Origin of the sequence: Rhodoplanes sp. P11, assembly GCF_964266735.1 — a bacterium.
Classification (GTDB): Bacteria; Pseudomonadota; Alphaproteobacteria; order Rhizobiales; family Xanthobacteraceae; genus Rhodoplanes; species Rhodoplanes serenus.
Genome location: NZ_CAXWGY010000017.1, coordinates 477,769 through 493,430, shown reverse-complemented (window position 1 = coordinate 493,430; position 15,662 = coordinate 477,769). Strand labels below are relative to the sequence as shown.

Here is a 15,662-nt window from a genome sequence, read left to right as displayed (position 1 = left end):
GACATGATCCGCGTTCCAGTGAGCGAGCAGAGCCAGATCGCCGCCGCCCGACACACGGCGGCGGAGCGGGCCGAGCGTCACGGCTTCGGCACCGTCGAGGTCGGCCGGGTGGCGCTGGCCACCACCGAGCTGGCCACCAACCTGATCAAGCATGCGGGCGGCGGCGAGATCCTGGTCGGCGCCTTCGACGAGGAGGACGGCACCGGCATCGAGGTGCTGTCGCTCGACAAGGGCCGCGGCATCGCCGATCTCGCGGCCTGCCTGGAAGACGGCTACTCGACCAGCGGCACCAACGGCCATGGTCTCGGGGCCGTCGTGCGCCAGGCCCACAGGGTCGAGGTGGCGACTTGGCCGGGCCTCGGCACTGCGCTTCTGGCGCGCTTCGAGCCGGGCACCCCGCCCAAGACCAAGAAGCCGAGCCGCGCCGGATGGGGCGCCGTCTCGGTGGCCAAGGAGGGCGAGGCGGTGTGCGGCGATGCCTTCGGGGTGATCGACGGCCATGGACTGCGCACCCTGATGGTCGCCGACGGGCTCGGCCACGGCCCCGAGGCCGCCGACGCCGCCACCCAGGCGGTGCGCGTGTTCAACCGGCACAAGGATCACCGCGTCCCGACCCTGCTGGACTACATCCACGGCGGACTGCGGGCCACCCGTGGCGCCGCCGTCTCGGTCGCCCGCCTCGACGCCGCCGACGGCCGGGTGGAATTCGGCGGCATCGGCAACGTCGCCGGTGTCGTGGTGACACCCCGCGACGTCCGCCGGATGATATCGCTGCCGGGCACCGCTGGGCACACCGTGCGCAAGATCCAGTCCTTCGACTACCGCCTCGACGATGGGGTGGTCATCCTCCACTCCGACGGCCTGGCCACCAGTTGGAGCCTCGACCGCTATCCCGGCCTGATCCGGGCCCATCCGACCCTGATCGCCGCCGTGCTGTTCCGGGACTTCTGGCGGCGGCGGGACGATGTGACGGTGCTGGTGGCCGGTGCGGGACCGAACCGATGATGGTGCCTTCGACGGAGCCGACGACCGAGCCGACCACGTGGCCGACCTCCGCGTCGGACCACTTCCCCTGCGGCGTGCGGCCCAGCCGGTCCACCGATTGGTCGTCCGCCTGGCCGATCGTGACCATGGCGATCGCCGCCGAGGCCGACGTGGTGGCGGTTCGCCAGCGCGCGCGGCTGATTGCCGAGCGGCTCGGCTTCGAGCGGCAGGACCAGACCCGCATCGCCACCGCGGTGTCGGAGATCGCCCGCAACGCCTTCAGCCACGGCCGGGGCGGACGAGCCGACTTCGCGGTGGAGACGAACGGTGGTCACCAGGGCTTGGTGATCCGGATCAGCGACCGCGGCCCCGGCATGGCCGATCCCGATGCCGTGCTCGCAGGCCGCACCCGCTCGCCCGGCGGGCTCGGCGTCGGCCTCGCCGGCGCGCGCCGCCTGATGGACCACTTCGCCATCGACTCGTCGCTCGGCGTCGGCACCACCGTGACGCTCGGTCACCGGCTGCCGGCCCGCGCGATGCCGGCGACGGCGGAGACGATCGCCACCCTCGTGCGCGACCTGACCGTCACGGCCGGCGGCCCGAACACCGGCGGCGACGCTCTCGCGGCACTGCACGAGCAGAACCGCGAGCTGATGCAGACCCTCGACGAGCTGCATCGCCGCGAGGAGGAGGCCGCCACCCTCGATCGCGAGCTGGCCGCCACCAACCGCGGCGTCGTGGCGCTCTATGCCGAGCTGGACGAGCGGGCCGACCAGCTCAAGCAGGCGAGCGAGCTGAAGTCGCGCTTCCTGTCGCACATGAGTCACGAGTTCCGCACGCCGCTGAACTCCATCCTGGCGCTGTCGCGGCTTCTGATGGACCGGGTCGACGGCCCGCTGACCGCCGAACAGGAGAAGCAGGTCGGCTATATCCGGCGCTCCGCCGAAGGACTTCTAGAGCTGGTCGACGACCTGCTCGACCTCGCCAAGGTGGAGGCCGGCAAGATCGAGCTGCGTCCGGTGCCGTTCACGGTCGCGGATCTGTTCGGGGGCTTGCGCGGGGCGCTCAAGCCGCTCCAGACCAATCCGGATGTCGATCTGGTCTTCGAGGTCGGCGACGATCTCCCGGCCCTGTATACCGACGAGGCGCGGGTGGCGCAGATCCTGCGCAACCTGATCTCCAATGCGCTGAAGTTCACCGAGACCGGCGAGGTCGCCGTTTCGGCCGCCTGGGAGCCCGACACCGCCCGCATCGTGTTCGCGGTGCGCGACACCGGCATCGGCATCGCGCCGGAGCACCAGGAGCGCATCTTCGAGGAGTTCAGCCAGATCGACACGACGATCCAGCGCCGGGTGAAGGGCACCGGCCTCGGGCTGCCGCTGTCGCGCAATCTCGCCGGCCTGCTCGGCGGCACGTTGACGCTCGACAGCGTGCCTGGACAGGGCTCGGTGTTCCGATTGACGATTCCCTACCGGCTCGACGGCGCGCCGGCCGAGCCGGCCCGCACCGCATCTGCATCTCCGTCGACGCCGGCACGGCACCGCGTGCTGATCGTCGACGACGACGAGACGTTCCGCTACGTGTTCCGTCAGCTCATCGGTGGCGACAGCCGCTTCGAGGTGATCGAGGCGGCGGACGGCGAGAGCGGCGTGCGCCGGGCCCGCGAGGAGCGGCCGGACCTGGTGCTGCTGGATCTTCAGATGCCCCGCATGGACGGCTTCACGGCTCTCCGGCACCTGGCGGAGGACCACCGCACCGCCGACATTCCGGTCGTCGTCTCGACCTCGCTGGCGGTGACCGCCGAGCTGCGCGCGCGGCTGCGGCCCGGCGTCCCGCTGCTGGCCAAGCAGGAGCTGTCGCGCGACACCGTCACGACGCTGCTGGCACAGCTGATCATGAACGGAACAGGACACGTCGGGGTCGGATCATGACGGAACCCAAGCCCCTGGTCCTCAATGTCGACGATCGGGAGATCGGCCGGTACACGAAGACGCGCGACCTGGAGCTCGCCGGCTTCACGGTGATCGAGGCGGGGACCGGCGCCGAGGCGCTCCACCTCGTCGAGACGGCGCGCCCGCATGTCGTTCTGCTCGACGTGCAGCTTCCCGACATCAGCGGCACCGAAGTGTGCGCCGAGATCAAGTCACGCTGGCCCGAGGTGATGGTGTTGCAGACCTCGGCCACCTTCACCACCGCGGCCGACCGCACCACCGGGCTCGACAGCGGGGCGGACTCCTACCTGGTGCAGCCGGCCGAGCCGCAGGAGTTGGCCGCCGCCGTGCGGGCCTTGCTGCGCATCCGCCACGCCGAGGACGAGATGCGGGCGCTCGCCGGCAGCCTGGAACGGCGCGTCGCCGAGCGCACCCGCGATCTCGCCGCCGCCAACGAGCGGCTGCGCCACGAGATCGCCCAGCGCGAGCGCGCCGAAGCAGCGCTCGCCCAGTCCCAGAAAATGGAGATCATCGGCCAGCTCACGGGGGGCGTGGCACACGACTTCAACAATCTCCTCACCATCATCATGGGCAATGTCGACATCTTGCAGCGCCACCTGGGCGAGAACGCGCCGGAGCGGCTGAAGCGCTCGGTCGAGAACGCGGCGCGCGGTGCACGGCGCGCCTCCGCGCTCACCCAGAGCCTGCTCGCCTTTGCGCGCCGGCAGCCACTCGATCCGCGACCGACGGACGTCAACGGCCTCGTCGGCAGCATGTCCGAGATGCTGCACCGGACCTTCGGCGAGCAGATCGCGGTGGACCTCATTCTCGCCGACGACTTGTGGAAAGTCAGCGTCGACCCGAACCAGCTCGAAAGCGCGATCCTCAACCTCGCGGTCAATGCCCGCGATGCCATGCCGAACGGTGGACATCTCACCATCGAGACCGCCAATGCCGAGATCGACCCCGAGGGCGCCGCCCGCGAGGTCGAGGTGCTGCCCGGCCCCTATGTGGTCATCGCGGTCAGCGACACCGGCATCGGCATGACCCGCGACGTGATCGCGCAGGCGTTCGAGCCGTTCTTCACCACCAAGGACATCGGCCACGGCACCGGGCTCGGGCTGTCGCAGGTGTACGGTTTCGTCAAGCAGTCGGGCGGCCATGTGCGCATTCACAGCGAGGTCGGCCACGGGACCACCGTGAAGCTCTACCTGCCGCGGCTCCTCGAAGAGCCCGCCGCGAACGAGCACGAGCCGGCCGACGCAACGGCGCCGCCGGCCGGGCATCGGCACGAGACCATCCTGGTGGTGGAAGACGACCCCGACGTCCGCGAGCACTCGGCCGAAATTCTGAGCGAGCTGGGCTACCGGGTCTTGCAGGCGGAGAATGGCCCGTCCGCCCTCGACCTCGTCGAGCGCGAGGAGGTGACGCTGCTGTTCACCGATCTCGGCCTGCCGGGCGGCATGAACGGCCGCGAGCTGGCCGAGGAGACGATGCGGCGGCGCCCCGGCGTGCGGGTGATCTTCACCACCGGCCACGCCACCAGCGCCATCGTCGCCAACGGCCGGCTGGAGCCTGGACTTCACCTGATCGCCAAGCCGTTCACCTATTCGGGTCTCGCCGCCAAGCTGCGCGAGGTGCTGGATCACCGCCGCACCGCCGCACCCGCCGACTGACGCGAGCCGAACGCGACGCCCCGTCGGCAACGCGGCGAAGTCGGTCGAAAAAACGTGAGGAGAGAAGGGTCCGCTCCCATCTCAGCACCGACCCTGCCGGTACATCCGCGGTCAGGTGGCGTGAGAGGGATGCGGTGGAAAGCGGCGGCAACCGACCAAATCAATCGACCTCGATCGAGGTCGGCTGCCCGCTTCCAATCTCGGCGCCGAGCCTGCCGGTTCATCCGCGGTCAGGCAGCGCACGAGACTGGCGCGGCCCGAGGCCGCGCAGCAACGACGAAGCTTCGCACTGTCGTTGCGTGGTGTCACACCGTCGTGGTGTCACACCAGAACCGTGTCGCACCACAGCGGTGTGACATCGTTCTGTGCCTCGCGGCCCGTGGTTCGGACCGACGAGATCGATCGACTCCCGATGAAGGGAAACCAACCAAGCTCGGCTGGAGCAGCCGGCCGACGAGGATCGTGAAGCCAAGATCGTCAAGCCAGGCTCGTGAAGCGAAGACAGAACGATCGAGACCCGCCGTCGGTTCCCCATCTCACGGCCGAAGCCTGCCGGTACATCCGCGGTCAGGCGGCGCGTGAGAGGGGTGCGGCCGAAGCCGCTCCAACCGCATATGGGGATAGGATCGTTGTTTCCAACCCCTGCCGCGGTCCCTGAGACATTCGGGCGCATCGCCCGTCCGTGCATTCGGGGCATTCGGGCGCGTCGCCCGTCCGCGAGAGCAACCATAGCGACCCAATGTGACAGAAATCCGAGTGACAGAAATCCGAGTGACAGAAACCTGACTCCGCCGTGGCGCCGCGACGCCCGCCACCGGGCCTGATCAGATGCCACCGGCAGCGGCCGCCGCGCGTGTCGCGCCGTTCCGTGCAGCGCCCTTCTGGGCAGCGCCGGTCAGTGCAGCGCCGCCGTCAGCCGCGCGATGGTGGCGTCGAGCAGCGTCAGCGCCGCCTCGCCGGGCCGCGCCAGCGTGGTGAAGGAGGCGACGCCGTCGCCGGCCGCGGCGGTCTCCATCAGGGCGAAATAGGCGCAGTCGCGCACCGGCCCGCTCGCCTCGCCGCGAAGTGCGCCGATCGCCTCGAACAGCCCGTCGCAGCTTCCGGCATGCAGAAGCTCGCGCGCCTTGTGCAATGTGCCGAGAACCGTCAACGCCGCCATGACCCAGGCCCCCGCCCCGTGTCGCGCACACGACACAGGACAAGGTTAACGGCACAAGGGTAGCGAGGGCAGTCCGGATTTATACGAAAGAGATCTCCGCGACGGCACGGCGAGACTATCGCAATGCAGAAATACACCGACACTGAACGTTATAGTCGCATGATGGTGAGACCACCATCGACCTTCACCACGGTGCCGGTCGAGAATGCGACATCGGGCCGCGCCAGCGCCCGCACGGCGGCCGCGATGTCCTCCGGCCGCCCCCAGCGCTTCGCCGGCACCAAGCCCTGCTCAATGAGAGCGTCGTATTTCGAGATCACGCCGGCCGTCATGTCGGTCCTGATGATGCCGGGCCGCACCTCGAACACCGCGATGCCGTCGCCCGCGAGCCGCGCCGCCAGCCCCTCCACCACCATGGCGAGGCCGGCCTTGGAGATGCAGTATTCCAGGCGGTTGTTGGAGACCATCTCGGCCGAGCAGGACGACACCACGACGATCGCCCGAGGCGTCTCCGACGGTCGCGCCAGCATGCGGTTGGCCACCGCCTGGGCCAGGAAGAAGGCGCCACGCAGGTTGACGCCGAGCACATAGTCGAAGTTCTCCGGCGTGGTCGACAGCACGTCGAGCCGCTGCGGCGGCGCCACCCCGGCGTTCGACACGAACACGTCGGTCGGACCGAGCGCCGCCTCGACGGCGTCGAGCACGCGCGCATGGTCGCCGACGTCGCCGACATCGCCGGCCACGTAGGTGGCGGCGATCCCGTGGGCGGCGAGCCGCTTCACCGCCGCCTGCGCCACGTCGTCGTCGCGGGTGCCGGTGATGGCGACGTCGAAGCCGTCGGCCGCGAGCCCCTCGGCGACCGCAAGGCCGATGCCGCGACGGCCGCCGGTGACGAGCGCGACGCGACGGCCGGTGGTCTGGTTCATGTAATGTCTCCCTGTCGCCTGCTCCGCATGCCGCTCAATCCCGCGCAAGCGGGACTCCAGTGCCGCAAGGGCTGGGTCCCCGCTTTCGCGGGGACGAGTGGCGGAGCGAGATCATCGCCTCATCCGAAGAACGTCAGGTACGGCCCGTTCTCGGCCAGGCGCTGCACATACAAGGCGAGCTCGCGCATGTGGTAGTCGCCCCACATGGTCGCCTCGCCGCACGGATTGTGACGGCCGGGCGGGACGTGGTCCCAGCCGTTGGGGCGATGATACTGGCTGTGCAGCACCAGGCCCTGATGCTCCGGATCGATCGACAGGTAGCGGTCCGACAGCAGCGTGCGCAGCACCGTCAGGCCGGCCTGCCGGTAGCGCGCCGCGTCGGCCCGGCCGGTCGCCTCGCGCCAGGCGCCGAAGCGCAGCAGGCCCTGCGCGGCGATCGCCGCCGCCGAGGAGTCGACCGGCTCGACGTCGTTCTCGGGTTCGGACTCGCGCGCGTAGACGTCGCCGAGATCGCGCAGGCCGGGCGCGCCCGTGTCCCAGTACGGGATGCCGTCGGTCGCCGTGTGGGCGATGTAGAAGTCGCAGGTCGCCGCCGCCGCTTTCTCCATCATGGCGACCACCTCGGCCTTGCCGCCGAACGCCTCGACCTCCTCCTCCTCGACCGTCTCCATGAACTCCAGGAGCTCGGCATAGCCGGTGATCGCCCAGGCGAGGCCGCGCGTCCAGGTCGAGAAGCCCGAATAGCCCTGCTGGGTGCCGACACAGCGGAAGGCACGGCTGGCGGTGTTGAAGATCGCCTCGTGGGCAGTGCGCCCGCGCAGGTCGTAGATGTCGCGGCCCTCGCCGTAGAACACGCCGTACTGCGCCGTGGTGCGGGCGTGCGCGACCATCCGACCGAGCAGCGGGATCACCTGGTCGCCCTCGCCCTTCATGACGTGGCCGAGCTGATGGGCGAGCGCCAGCACCCGCAGGGTCCGCATGGTGTCGATGAACAGCGAGTGGGGGCCGTTGAACGACTGGATGAAGCCGTAGCCGTCGCCGAGCTCGGTCCAGCGGTTGGCCTGCACGGCGCCCGAGCATTTCAGCGCCAGCTCGAAATATTCGAGCTGCCAGGGATCGTGCGGCAGCCGACCCTCGCCGACCAGGCGGCGCAGATTGCCGAAGGTCGAGATCTGGTTGAAGCCGTGGTCGTGGACGCCGAAATGGGTGACGTGCACCGGCATCTCGGCACAGATGCGATCGAGCCCCATGGCCAAGAAGCTCTCGTCGCCGGTCGCATCGAATTGCAGGATGGCGCTGCCGAACTCGAACCCTTGTGTCCAGTCGGTCCAGCCGCGCGGCTTGTAGACGCCCGCCACCGTGTGCACCGGGGCTCCGGCGGAGCGGTCCATGCTGCGGTCGATGGCGATGATCTTGTCGGCCGAGAGGGCCCACATGCGGCGGATCGCCGGCAGCAGGTCGTTCGGCGTCAGAACGGTGTCGATCTTCATGAGCGTTCGCCCCCTGTCGGCCTGCACTCGTGACTCGTCACGGCCAGCGTCGTGCCGGCCATTCACGGTCTTCGGCCAATTCCACACGAGCAGACGTGGATGGCCGGGACAAGCCCGGCCAGGACCATGGGACACGGCTCCCGCAACACCGCGCGAGCGTATCCCGCCGTGGCGTCACCGGATCACCCGGGCGCCCTTGCCCTTCATGATGGCCTCGACCTCCTTGGCGTTCACCATCGAGGTGTCGCCCGGCGTCGTCATCGCCAGTGCCCCGTGGGCGGCGCCGTACTCCACCGCCGCCTGCGGCCCCTTGCCTTCCAGGAACGCATAAGCGAGGCCCGACGCGAAGCCGTCGCCGCCGCCGACGCGATCATAGATCTCCAGGTTCTCCCGCAACGGGGCTTCGTAGAACTGTCCGCCCGCCCACACGATGGCGCCCCAGTCGTTGATGCTGGCGGTCTTGGCGTTGCGCAGCGTCGTCGCCGCCACCTTGAAGTTGGGGAACTGCTTCACGGCGCTCGCGATCATCGCCTTGAAGTTGGCCGGGTCGATCTCCGAGATGTGCTCATCGAGCCCCTCCACCTCGAAGCCGAGGCAGGCGGTGAAGTCCTCCTCGTTGCCGAGCATGACGTCGACGTAGCGGGCGATCTCGCGGTTGATCTTCTGGGCGCCGGCCTTGCCGCCCTGGCTCTTCCACAGCGAGGCGCGGTAATTGAGATCGTAGGACACGATGGTGCCGTGCTTGCGGGCCGCCTCGACGGCCTCGATCACCGCCTCGGCCGTGTTGCTGGCCAGCGCCGCGAAGATGCCGCCGGTGTGGAACCAGCGCACCCCCTCCTCGCCGAACAGCTTCTCCCAGTTCACCTCGCCGGGCCGGATCTGCGAGGCGGCCGAGTGGCCGCGGTCGGAGCAGCCGAGGGCGGCGCGCACGCCAAAACCCTTCTCGGTGAAGTTGAGGCCGACGCGGGTGTTGCGGCCGATGCCGTCGAACTCGCGCCACAGGATGTGCGAGGTGTCGACCCCGCCCTGCATGATGAAGTCTTGCACCAGCCAGCCGAGATCGTTCTCCGGCAGCGCGGTGACGACGGTCGACCGCTTGCCCCAGCACTTGCGCATGGCGCGCGCCACGTTGTACTCGCCGCCGCCCTCCCACACCTGGAAGCTGCGGGCGGTGCGCACGCGGCCGAAGCCGGGGTCGAAGCGCAGCATCACCTCGCCGAACGAGGCGCAGTCCCACTTGGTTTCCGATGCCGGACGGATCGTCAGAACGTCGCTCATGTCACTTCCCCCGGATCGACCGGATCAGCGCGATGGTGTCGCGCACCTTCGTCTCGATGCCCTTGTAGTCCTGGGCGACCAGCAGCTCCTTGGTGATCAGGTTGGAGCCGATGCCGACGCAGACGACGCCGGCCGAGAACCAGGCGCGCAGCGACGCCTCGGAGGCGTCGACGCCGCCGGTCGGCATGATGCGGCTCCACGGGCACGGCCCCAGCACCGACTTGACGAACTCCGGCCCGCCGACCGAGCCGCCCGGAAACACCTTGACGATCTCGCAGCCGAGCTCCTCGGCGAAGCCGATCTCCGACATCGAGCCGCAGCCGGGGCTGTAGGGGATCTTGCGCCGGTTGCAGACCTTGGCGACGTCGGGATTGAGCAGCGGGCCGACCACGAACTTGGCCCCGTTGGCGATGTAGATCCCGGCGGTCGGCGCATCGACGATCGAGCCGACACCCATGATGACGCTCGGGTCCGCCTTGGCGAAATGGCGGGCGACGTCGAGGAACACCTGCGCGGCGAAGTCGCCGCGGTTGGTGAACTCGATGCACTTGGCACCGCCGTCGGCGCAAGCCTGGATCACCTTGCGGCAGACCTCCGCATCGGGATGGTAGAAGACCGGGATCACCCCCTGGTCCATCATCGCCGTCAGGACGGCCATTCGATCGTGTGCCATCTCGTCAGTCTCCTCGAACGGTGACGACGGACGGGCCGCAAACCCCGCAACCCGCCGCCGAAGACCTCGCACTCGGCGCGCCCTGCCCGGCCGCCGGCTCTCGACTCGCGGCTCGCCACGACGCATCGCGGCGCCGGCGCGGCGGGTGGAGCGGCAGGCGGAAGCGGACCGGCGCGCGATCCGTCAAATCAAGTAACCGTCTAGTTACAAGACCATCAGGGCAGGCCGATCGTCAAGGCGGGAGCTGTTCCGGCAGCGCAAGACCGGGGCCGCACCCCGGCATGGCTCACCGATGGACGGCCGCCGCAGCACATCTTCCCCAAGGCGGCGTCCCTCGCGGCCCAGGTCGCGCGGCACTCGTTGCGGCCGAGGCGTGGCTCGGACGACGTCGCGGGGCCTCGATCCGGATCGCACCGAACGCACCGTCCGAAGGTGAAGAATGCCCCACTACTATACCTCATCCGTCACAACACTCTCGAAACGGTAGAGGAACCCCTTCCGTCGAAATGCCAGCCAGCGGCGATTCTTGAGTCCGTCTTGATTCGTTAACCTTAATATTCGCTAAAACTATCGAGAAATTTGATTCAAATTGACGCTTTCCACCCCTTAACGAATATTAACGACACGTCAGGTGGGAGTAAGACATGTCGCGACCGACTAGTGCCGCCCCGGCCGGCTCTCCGACTGCGGCTGTTCAGGACCGCGCCCGCACCACCCCGACCGCGCACGGCCCGTACGAACGTCCCGGCCCACCGCGCGCCACGCCCGTCGACGGCGGCCGCCCACCCCGGGCGCCGGTCCATGCGACCGTAGAAGCCACCGCCGAGAAGGTTCTGCGGTCATTCAACACCTGGTCGTTCAAGCGCGAGCAGCCCGAGAACCCGCACCTGCTGTTGCAGGTGGTCACCACCGCGGTGGCCTACGCCGAGCCGCTGCGGTTCGTTCTCTACTGGGGCAAGGGGCCGCGCTGCGCCGCCGCCGGCGAGGACATCGAGTGCCTCGACTTCATCGGCAGCATGGTGACGCGCGTGCGCCAGGCGCACGTGGCGGGTGCCGCCGTGACCTTGATCCTCACCGACACCCATGCGCGGCACAACGGCCATGCCGAGGAGAGCATCGACACGTACTTCGCGGCCATCACGGCCGAGGCGACGCGACGCGGCTTCCAGACCTGCCGGCTGAGCACGCTGGTGGCGGCGGCGCCCGAGGCGCACGACGTCGATACCACCGCGCCGGTGCCGGACGACGTGCTGGAGAGCCTGGCGGCGAGCGCCGGCAAGTGGTATCGCGGCGAAGGCTCGGCGCTCGACGGAGCCCGCGCCTACTACGCCATGAACATGGTGGAGAAGCGGGCCGTCGAGATCGCCTTTCCGGGGGCCGTCTTCGTCACCTTCAACGGCAGCAAGCTGCGCTCGCTGTTTCCCGCCCGCATGCCGGTCTTCTACATGTACTCGCTGCGCCGCGGCTTCGCGGTGAAGCCGTGGTTCCTGCCGGCCGATGCCGAGCCGTGCGGGCCCGACGACTGCCGCTGCCGGCCGGCCGAGACGCTGCCGGACTGATCGCTCGGCGCTGTCGAGCCAGAGGCCGCAACGTGTCCACCGAGACCGAGGACGACACCGTGCCCTTGATCGCCCGAGCCGGAAGCGTGCCGATGACGACATCGGCGAGCGCGCCGGCCGAGCCCGCGCCGGCGGCCCCCGCCGCCCAGCCCGCCGTGTCGACATCGCCGGCCCGCGTCGACAACATCCCGCTCGGCATCCTGTTCATGATCGGGGCGACCGTGATGTTCGCCCTGTCGAGCGCGCTCGCCAAATGGCAGGTGGCGCTCTACCCGGTCGGCGAGGTGATGGCGTTCCGCTCCATCTCGTCGCTCCTCGTCTGCTCGCTGTTCGTGCTGCCGTTCACCGGCCTCTCGGTGTTCGCCACCCGCAAGGTGCACCAGCACGTCGCCCGCGGCCTCTCGCAGGCGATCTCGCAGACGCTGACCGTGCTGGCCGTGAGCCTGATGCCGATCGCCGGCGCCATCGCGATCGGCTTCTCGGCGCCCTTGTTTGCGGCGTTGATCTCGGTGCTGTGGCTCGGCGAGCGCGCCGGGCCGGTGCGCTGGGCGGCGCTCCTGTTCGGCTTCGTCGGCGTGCTGATCGTCACCGAGCCGGGTGCCGACTCGCTGTCGCTCGGCGCCCTGTTCGCCCTCGGCAACGCCGTCATGTACGGCAGCGTCACCGTCGCGGTGCGCGGCATGACCAAGACCGAATCGGCCAACACGCTGCTCATGTGGCAGATGCTGACGATGTCGTTCTTCCACTCGTTCCTGCTGCTGTTCGGCTTCCGGATGCCGACCCCGATCGACGCCCTGATGCTGGTCGGCACCGGCGTCTGCAACGCCGTGCAGCAATACTTCTGGACCAAGGCGCTGCATCTCGCGCCGACCACCGCGGTGTCGCCGTTCTACTACATGACCCTGGTGTGGGCGATGGTGATCGGCTTCCTGGTGTGGGGCGACCAGCCGACGCTCGCGCTTCTCGCCGGCTCCGCCATCGTCATCGTGTCGGGGCTGATCCTGCTGTGGCACGAGGCGCAGCAACGCAAGGCCAAGCAGGCCGGCGGCGGCCAGACGCAGTCTTGAACGGGCGGAACGGCGGCAGGTCGCCGTCAGCCTCGACGATCAGGCCGCGATGGTCAGGCGGCGACGATGCGGCGGTGCGTCCAGCCGGCCAGCAGCGGGGCGACCGCTTCGATCGGCACCGCCGGGCTGAACAGATGGCCCTGGGCCTGGTCGCAGCCGAGCGTCGCCAACACTTCGCGCTGGCGCTCGGTCTCGACTCCCTCGGCGGTGGTCGTCATGCCGAGCGCGCCCGCCATCTGGACCACCGCCTGGACGATGGCGACATGCTCCGAGCCGTCGTCGAGATCGAGCACGAAGGCGCGGTCGATCTTGATCTTGTCGAACGGGAAGCTGCGCAGATAGCTCAGCGACGAGTAGCCGGTGCCGAAATCGTCGAGCGCGATGCGCACGCCCGCCTGCTTCAGGCGGCGCAGCACCCGCATGGTGCGGTCGCTGTCGTCGAGGAACACCCGCTCGGTGATCTCCAGCTCCAGCCGCTCGGGCGGAAGGCCCGTCGCCGCCAGGGTGCGCTCGACCACGTCGACGAGATCGGGCGCATAGAGCTGCACCGGCGACAGGTTGACGGCGATCCGGAGAGCCCCCGGCCAGCCGACGGCACGGCGGCACGCCTCCGCCAGCGCCCATTCGCCGAGCGGCAGGATCAGGCCGGAATCCTCGGCCACCGGGATGAACACGTTGGGTGGCACCAGACCGTGCTCCGGATGGTGCCAGCGCGTCAGCGCCTCGAAGCCGGTCACCGTACCGGAGCGCAGGTCGACGATGGGCTGGAAGTGCAGCGCCAGCTGATCGCGCGCGATCGCCTCGCGCAGCTCCATCTCGATGCGCCGGCGGTCGTTGACCTCCTTGGTCATGGCGGCGTGGAAGAACTTGTGGGTGCCGCGCCGCTCCGCCTTCACGGCGTAGAGCGCGAGGTCCGCCGCCATCAGCAGCTCGTCGGCACCGCGACCATCCTGCGGACCGACCGCGATGCCGATGCTGACGGTGGTGCAGATGCGGTGACCATCGATCTCGATCGGGCGCCCCACGGTCTCCACCAGCCGCTTCGCCATCGCCTCGATGGCGGCGCGGGATTCGACCGGCGACACCACCACGGCGAACTCGTCGCCGCCGAGCCGGGCGAGCACATCGCTCTCCCGCACGGTGCCGCGCAGCCGCTGCGCCACCTCCTGGAGGAGACGGTCGCCGATGCGGTGGCCGAGCGTGTCGTTGATCACCTTGAAGCGGTCGAGATCGAGGAACATCACGGCGTGGTCGTGCGCCACCGGACCGACCGGCCGGGCGCCGTCGCGGCGGCCGACCTGCTCCAGCGCGGCGTGGAAGACGCGCCGGTTGGGCAATCCGGTGAGCGGGTCCTCGGCAGCCAGGCGGGCCACCCGGGCCTCCGCTTGCCAACGCTTGGTGATGTCCGTGAAGGTGTGCACGACACTGCCGTCGGGCAGATGGACGGTGCGCTGCTCCAGCACCGTGCCGTCCGGCTGGAGCCGCTCGCTCACCGTGATGCGGCGCGCCTCGCCCTCGCCGGTCGCGCTTCTGCCGTGAGGCGGCGCCGGCGCCACGATGTCGCGCAGCTTGCCGTAGCGGGTTTCCGTGTCGGCGAGCTCGTCGAGGCGGGGCGGATGCGCGGCGAGACTCGGCGGCAGATCGAGCAGCTCCATGCAGTGGGCATTGATGACCGGGATCTCGTGATCCTTGGTCACCAGCATGATGCCCTGGCTCATGTGCTCGAGCGTCAGCCGCAACTGCTCGCTCTTCTGCACGGCGCGATCTTCCGAGCGCAGGATGCGATTGACCGCGACGAGCACGAGAAGCGTGAGCAGGATACCGACGGTGACGTGCAGCTCGAGCGTGGTCAGCGCGTTCTTGAAGACGTCCGCCTTGTCGACGCTCACCGCCACCCACAATGGATGGCCGCGCACCTTGCGCAGGGTGACCAGCCGCGTCTCGCCGGTGACGGGATCGACATTGTCGAAGGTCACGTTGGCGCCGGCCAGCATGTGGCGGAGCACGGCGGTGCCGCGCAGATCTGTGCCGAGGCCGAGCCCCCCGGACCGACCGCCGCTCGAACGCACCACGCCGTCGGCCCCGATCAGCGAGATCGACGCCGAGGGGCCGAGGTCGATCTTGTCGTAGAACTGGGTCAGGTGAGCGGGATCGAGCGAGGCCACGACGACGCCCGCGAAGGTGCCGTCGGTGTTGAGGAAGCGGCGGGTGAACTGCACCGACCACTTGCCGCTGATGCGGCCGACCAGCGGCCGGGAGATGAACAGGGCATCGTCGGGATTGTCGACGTGGACCCGGTAGTGCTCACGATCGCTCAGGTCGGTGGAGGGGGCCGGCTGCGGTCCGGCATTGGACGCCCGCATGATGCCGCCGGCGTCGATGATCGCCACCTGGACGATGATCTCGCTCAGCACGTCGGTGGTCGCCACGATGGTGTGGAAGTCGGTCGAGTCCTTGCGGGTCTCGATGCTGCGCCGGAGATAGAGCAGCGCCTTGTCGATCTCGCCGATCAGGCGCAGCACGTTCTCCTCGAACACCATCGCGAAGTTCTGGTTGGTACGCTCCGCCTCGCGCTGGTCGGCCTGCACCCCGTCGAAATACTTGAGCGCCACACCGGCCCACAGAACCGCGATCAGCACCACGCCGAAGATCGCCGAGCTGCGGCGTTCGGCGAGTCGCTTGGGCAACTGAAGGATCGGTAGTTTCATCGCGGTAGTTGTGGTGTCCTTAACGGGTGTTCGCAATCGTGGTCCGGTGCTGTTGCCGTCGGCTTAACGCTATCCGGATCGATGGCATCTTAGATAATGACGACTTAATCGCAGATTAGTCATACAGACTATTGGTTGTAACAATCGGCCTGAAACGTGGCAGAGCTCGGACAAAACTCGCCAAAGCCGTGAAACTCGGCATTTTTTTCCG

At 69.0% G+C, this 15,662-nt stretch carries 11 protein-coding genes; 5 read left to right on the top strand and 6 right to left on the bottom strand.

The features are described from left to right. Window positions 1-3: 3 nt before the first annotated feature. The 3 genes from ACFQUV_RS16735 to ACFQUV_RS16725 all read left to right on the top strand — a co-directional run bounded on the left by ACFQUV_RS16735 (window position 4) and on the right by ACFQUV_RS16725 (window position 4,591). Window positions 4-1,005, top strand: a complete 1,002-nt coding sequence (locus ACFQUV_RS16735; RefSeq protein ID WP_129608989.1) for an ATP-binding SpoIIE family protein phosphatase — start codon at window positions 4-6, stop codon at window positions 1,003-1,005. Window positions 1,006-1,130: 125 nt separating this feature from the next. Next, window positions 1,131-2,915 (top strand): ATP-binding protein, encoded by a 1,785-nt coding sequence (locus ACFQUV_RS16730; protein ID WP_244601568.1) that lies wholly within the window; start codon window positions 1,131-1,133, stop codon window positions 2,913-2,915. After that, entirely contained in the window at window positions 2,912-4,591 is a 1,680-nt protein-coding gene (locus ACFQUV_RS16725) for a response regulator (protein WP_129608988.1), read from the top strand. Before ACFQUV_RS16730 ends, ACFQUV_RS16725 begins: the two co-directional genes overlap by 4 nt. A gap of 895 nt (window positions 4,592-5,486) precedes the next feature. Here ACFQUV_RS16725 and ACFQUV_RS16720 read toward each other — a convergent pair. The 5 genes from ACFQUV_RS16720 to ACFQUV_RS16700 form a co-directional block, all read right to left on the bottom strand. Next, complete coding sequence (locus ACFQUV_RS16720; protein WP_129608987.1) at window positions 5,487-5,750, bottom strand: hypothetical protein; 264 nt, start codon at window positions 5,748-5,750, stop codon at window positions 5,487-5,489. 149 nt (window positions 5,751-5,899) lie between these two features. Then, a complete protein-coding gene (locus ACFQUV_RS16715; protein ID WP_129608986.1) occupies window positions 5,900-6,676 on the bottom strand; it encodes a 3-ketoacyl-ACP reductase in 777 nt (258 codons plus the stop codon). A gap of 119 nt (window positions 6,677-6,795) precedes the next feature. Beyond that, complete coding sequence (locus ACFQUV_RS16710; RefSeq protein ID WP_129608985.1) at window positions 6,796-8,166, bottom strand: glycosyl hydrolase; 1,371 nt, start codon at window positions 8,164-8,166, stop codon at window positions 6,796-6,798. A 174-nt stretch (window positions 8,167-8,340) separates the two neighbouring features. Then, entirely contained in the window at window positions 8,341-9,444 is a 1,104-nt protein-coding gene (locus ACFQUV_RS16705; RefSeq protein WP_111383630.1) for a sugar kinase, read from the bottom strand. Between the two features lies 1 nt (window position 9,445). Continuing rightward, window positions 9,446-10,117, bottom strand: a complete 672-nt coding sequence (locus ACFQUV_RS16700) for a bifunctional 4-hydroxy-2-oxoglutarate aldolase/2-dehydro-3-deoxy-phosphogluconate aldolase (RefSeq protein WP_129608984.1) — start codon at window positions 10,115-10,117, stop codon at window positions 9,446-9,448. A 644-nt stretch (window positions 10,118-10,761) separates the two neighbouring features. Between ACFQUV_RS16700 and ACFQUV_RS16695 the strand changes: the two genes are divergently transcribed. Together ACFQUV_RS16695 and ACFQUV_RS16690 are read left to right on the top strand one after the other, a co-directional pair. After that, window positions 10,762-11,676 carry a hypothetical protein gene (locus ACFQUV_RS16695; protein WP_129608983.1) on the top strand — a complete coding sequence of 305 codons (915 nt, stop codon included), beginning with the start codon at window positions 10,762-10,764 and terminating at the stop codon, window positions 11,674-11,676. A 32-nt stretch (window positions 11,677-11,708) separates the two neighbouring features. Continuing rightward, window positions 11,709-12,743: a DMT family transporter gene (locus tag ACFQUV_RS16690; RefSeq protein ID WP_244601567.1), complete on the top strand. Its 1,035-nt coding sequence runs from the start codon at window positions 11,709-11,711 to the stop codon at window positions 12,741-12,743. A 53-nt stretch (window positions 12,744-12,796) separates the two neighbouring features. Here the strand turns inward: ACFQUV_RS16690 and ACFQUV_RS16685 are convergent, their stop codons facing one another. Beyond that, window positions 12,797-15,430, bottom strand: a complete 2,634-nt coding sequence (locus ACFQUV_RS16685) for an EAL domain-containing protein (protein WP_244601566.1) — start codon at window positions 15,428-15,430, stop codon at window positions 12,797-12,799. Window positions 15,431-15,662: the final 232 nt, after the last annotated feature.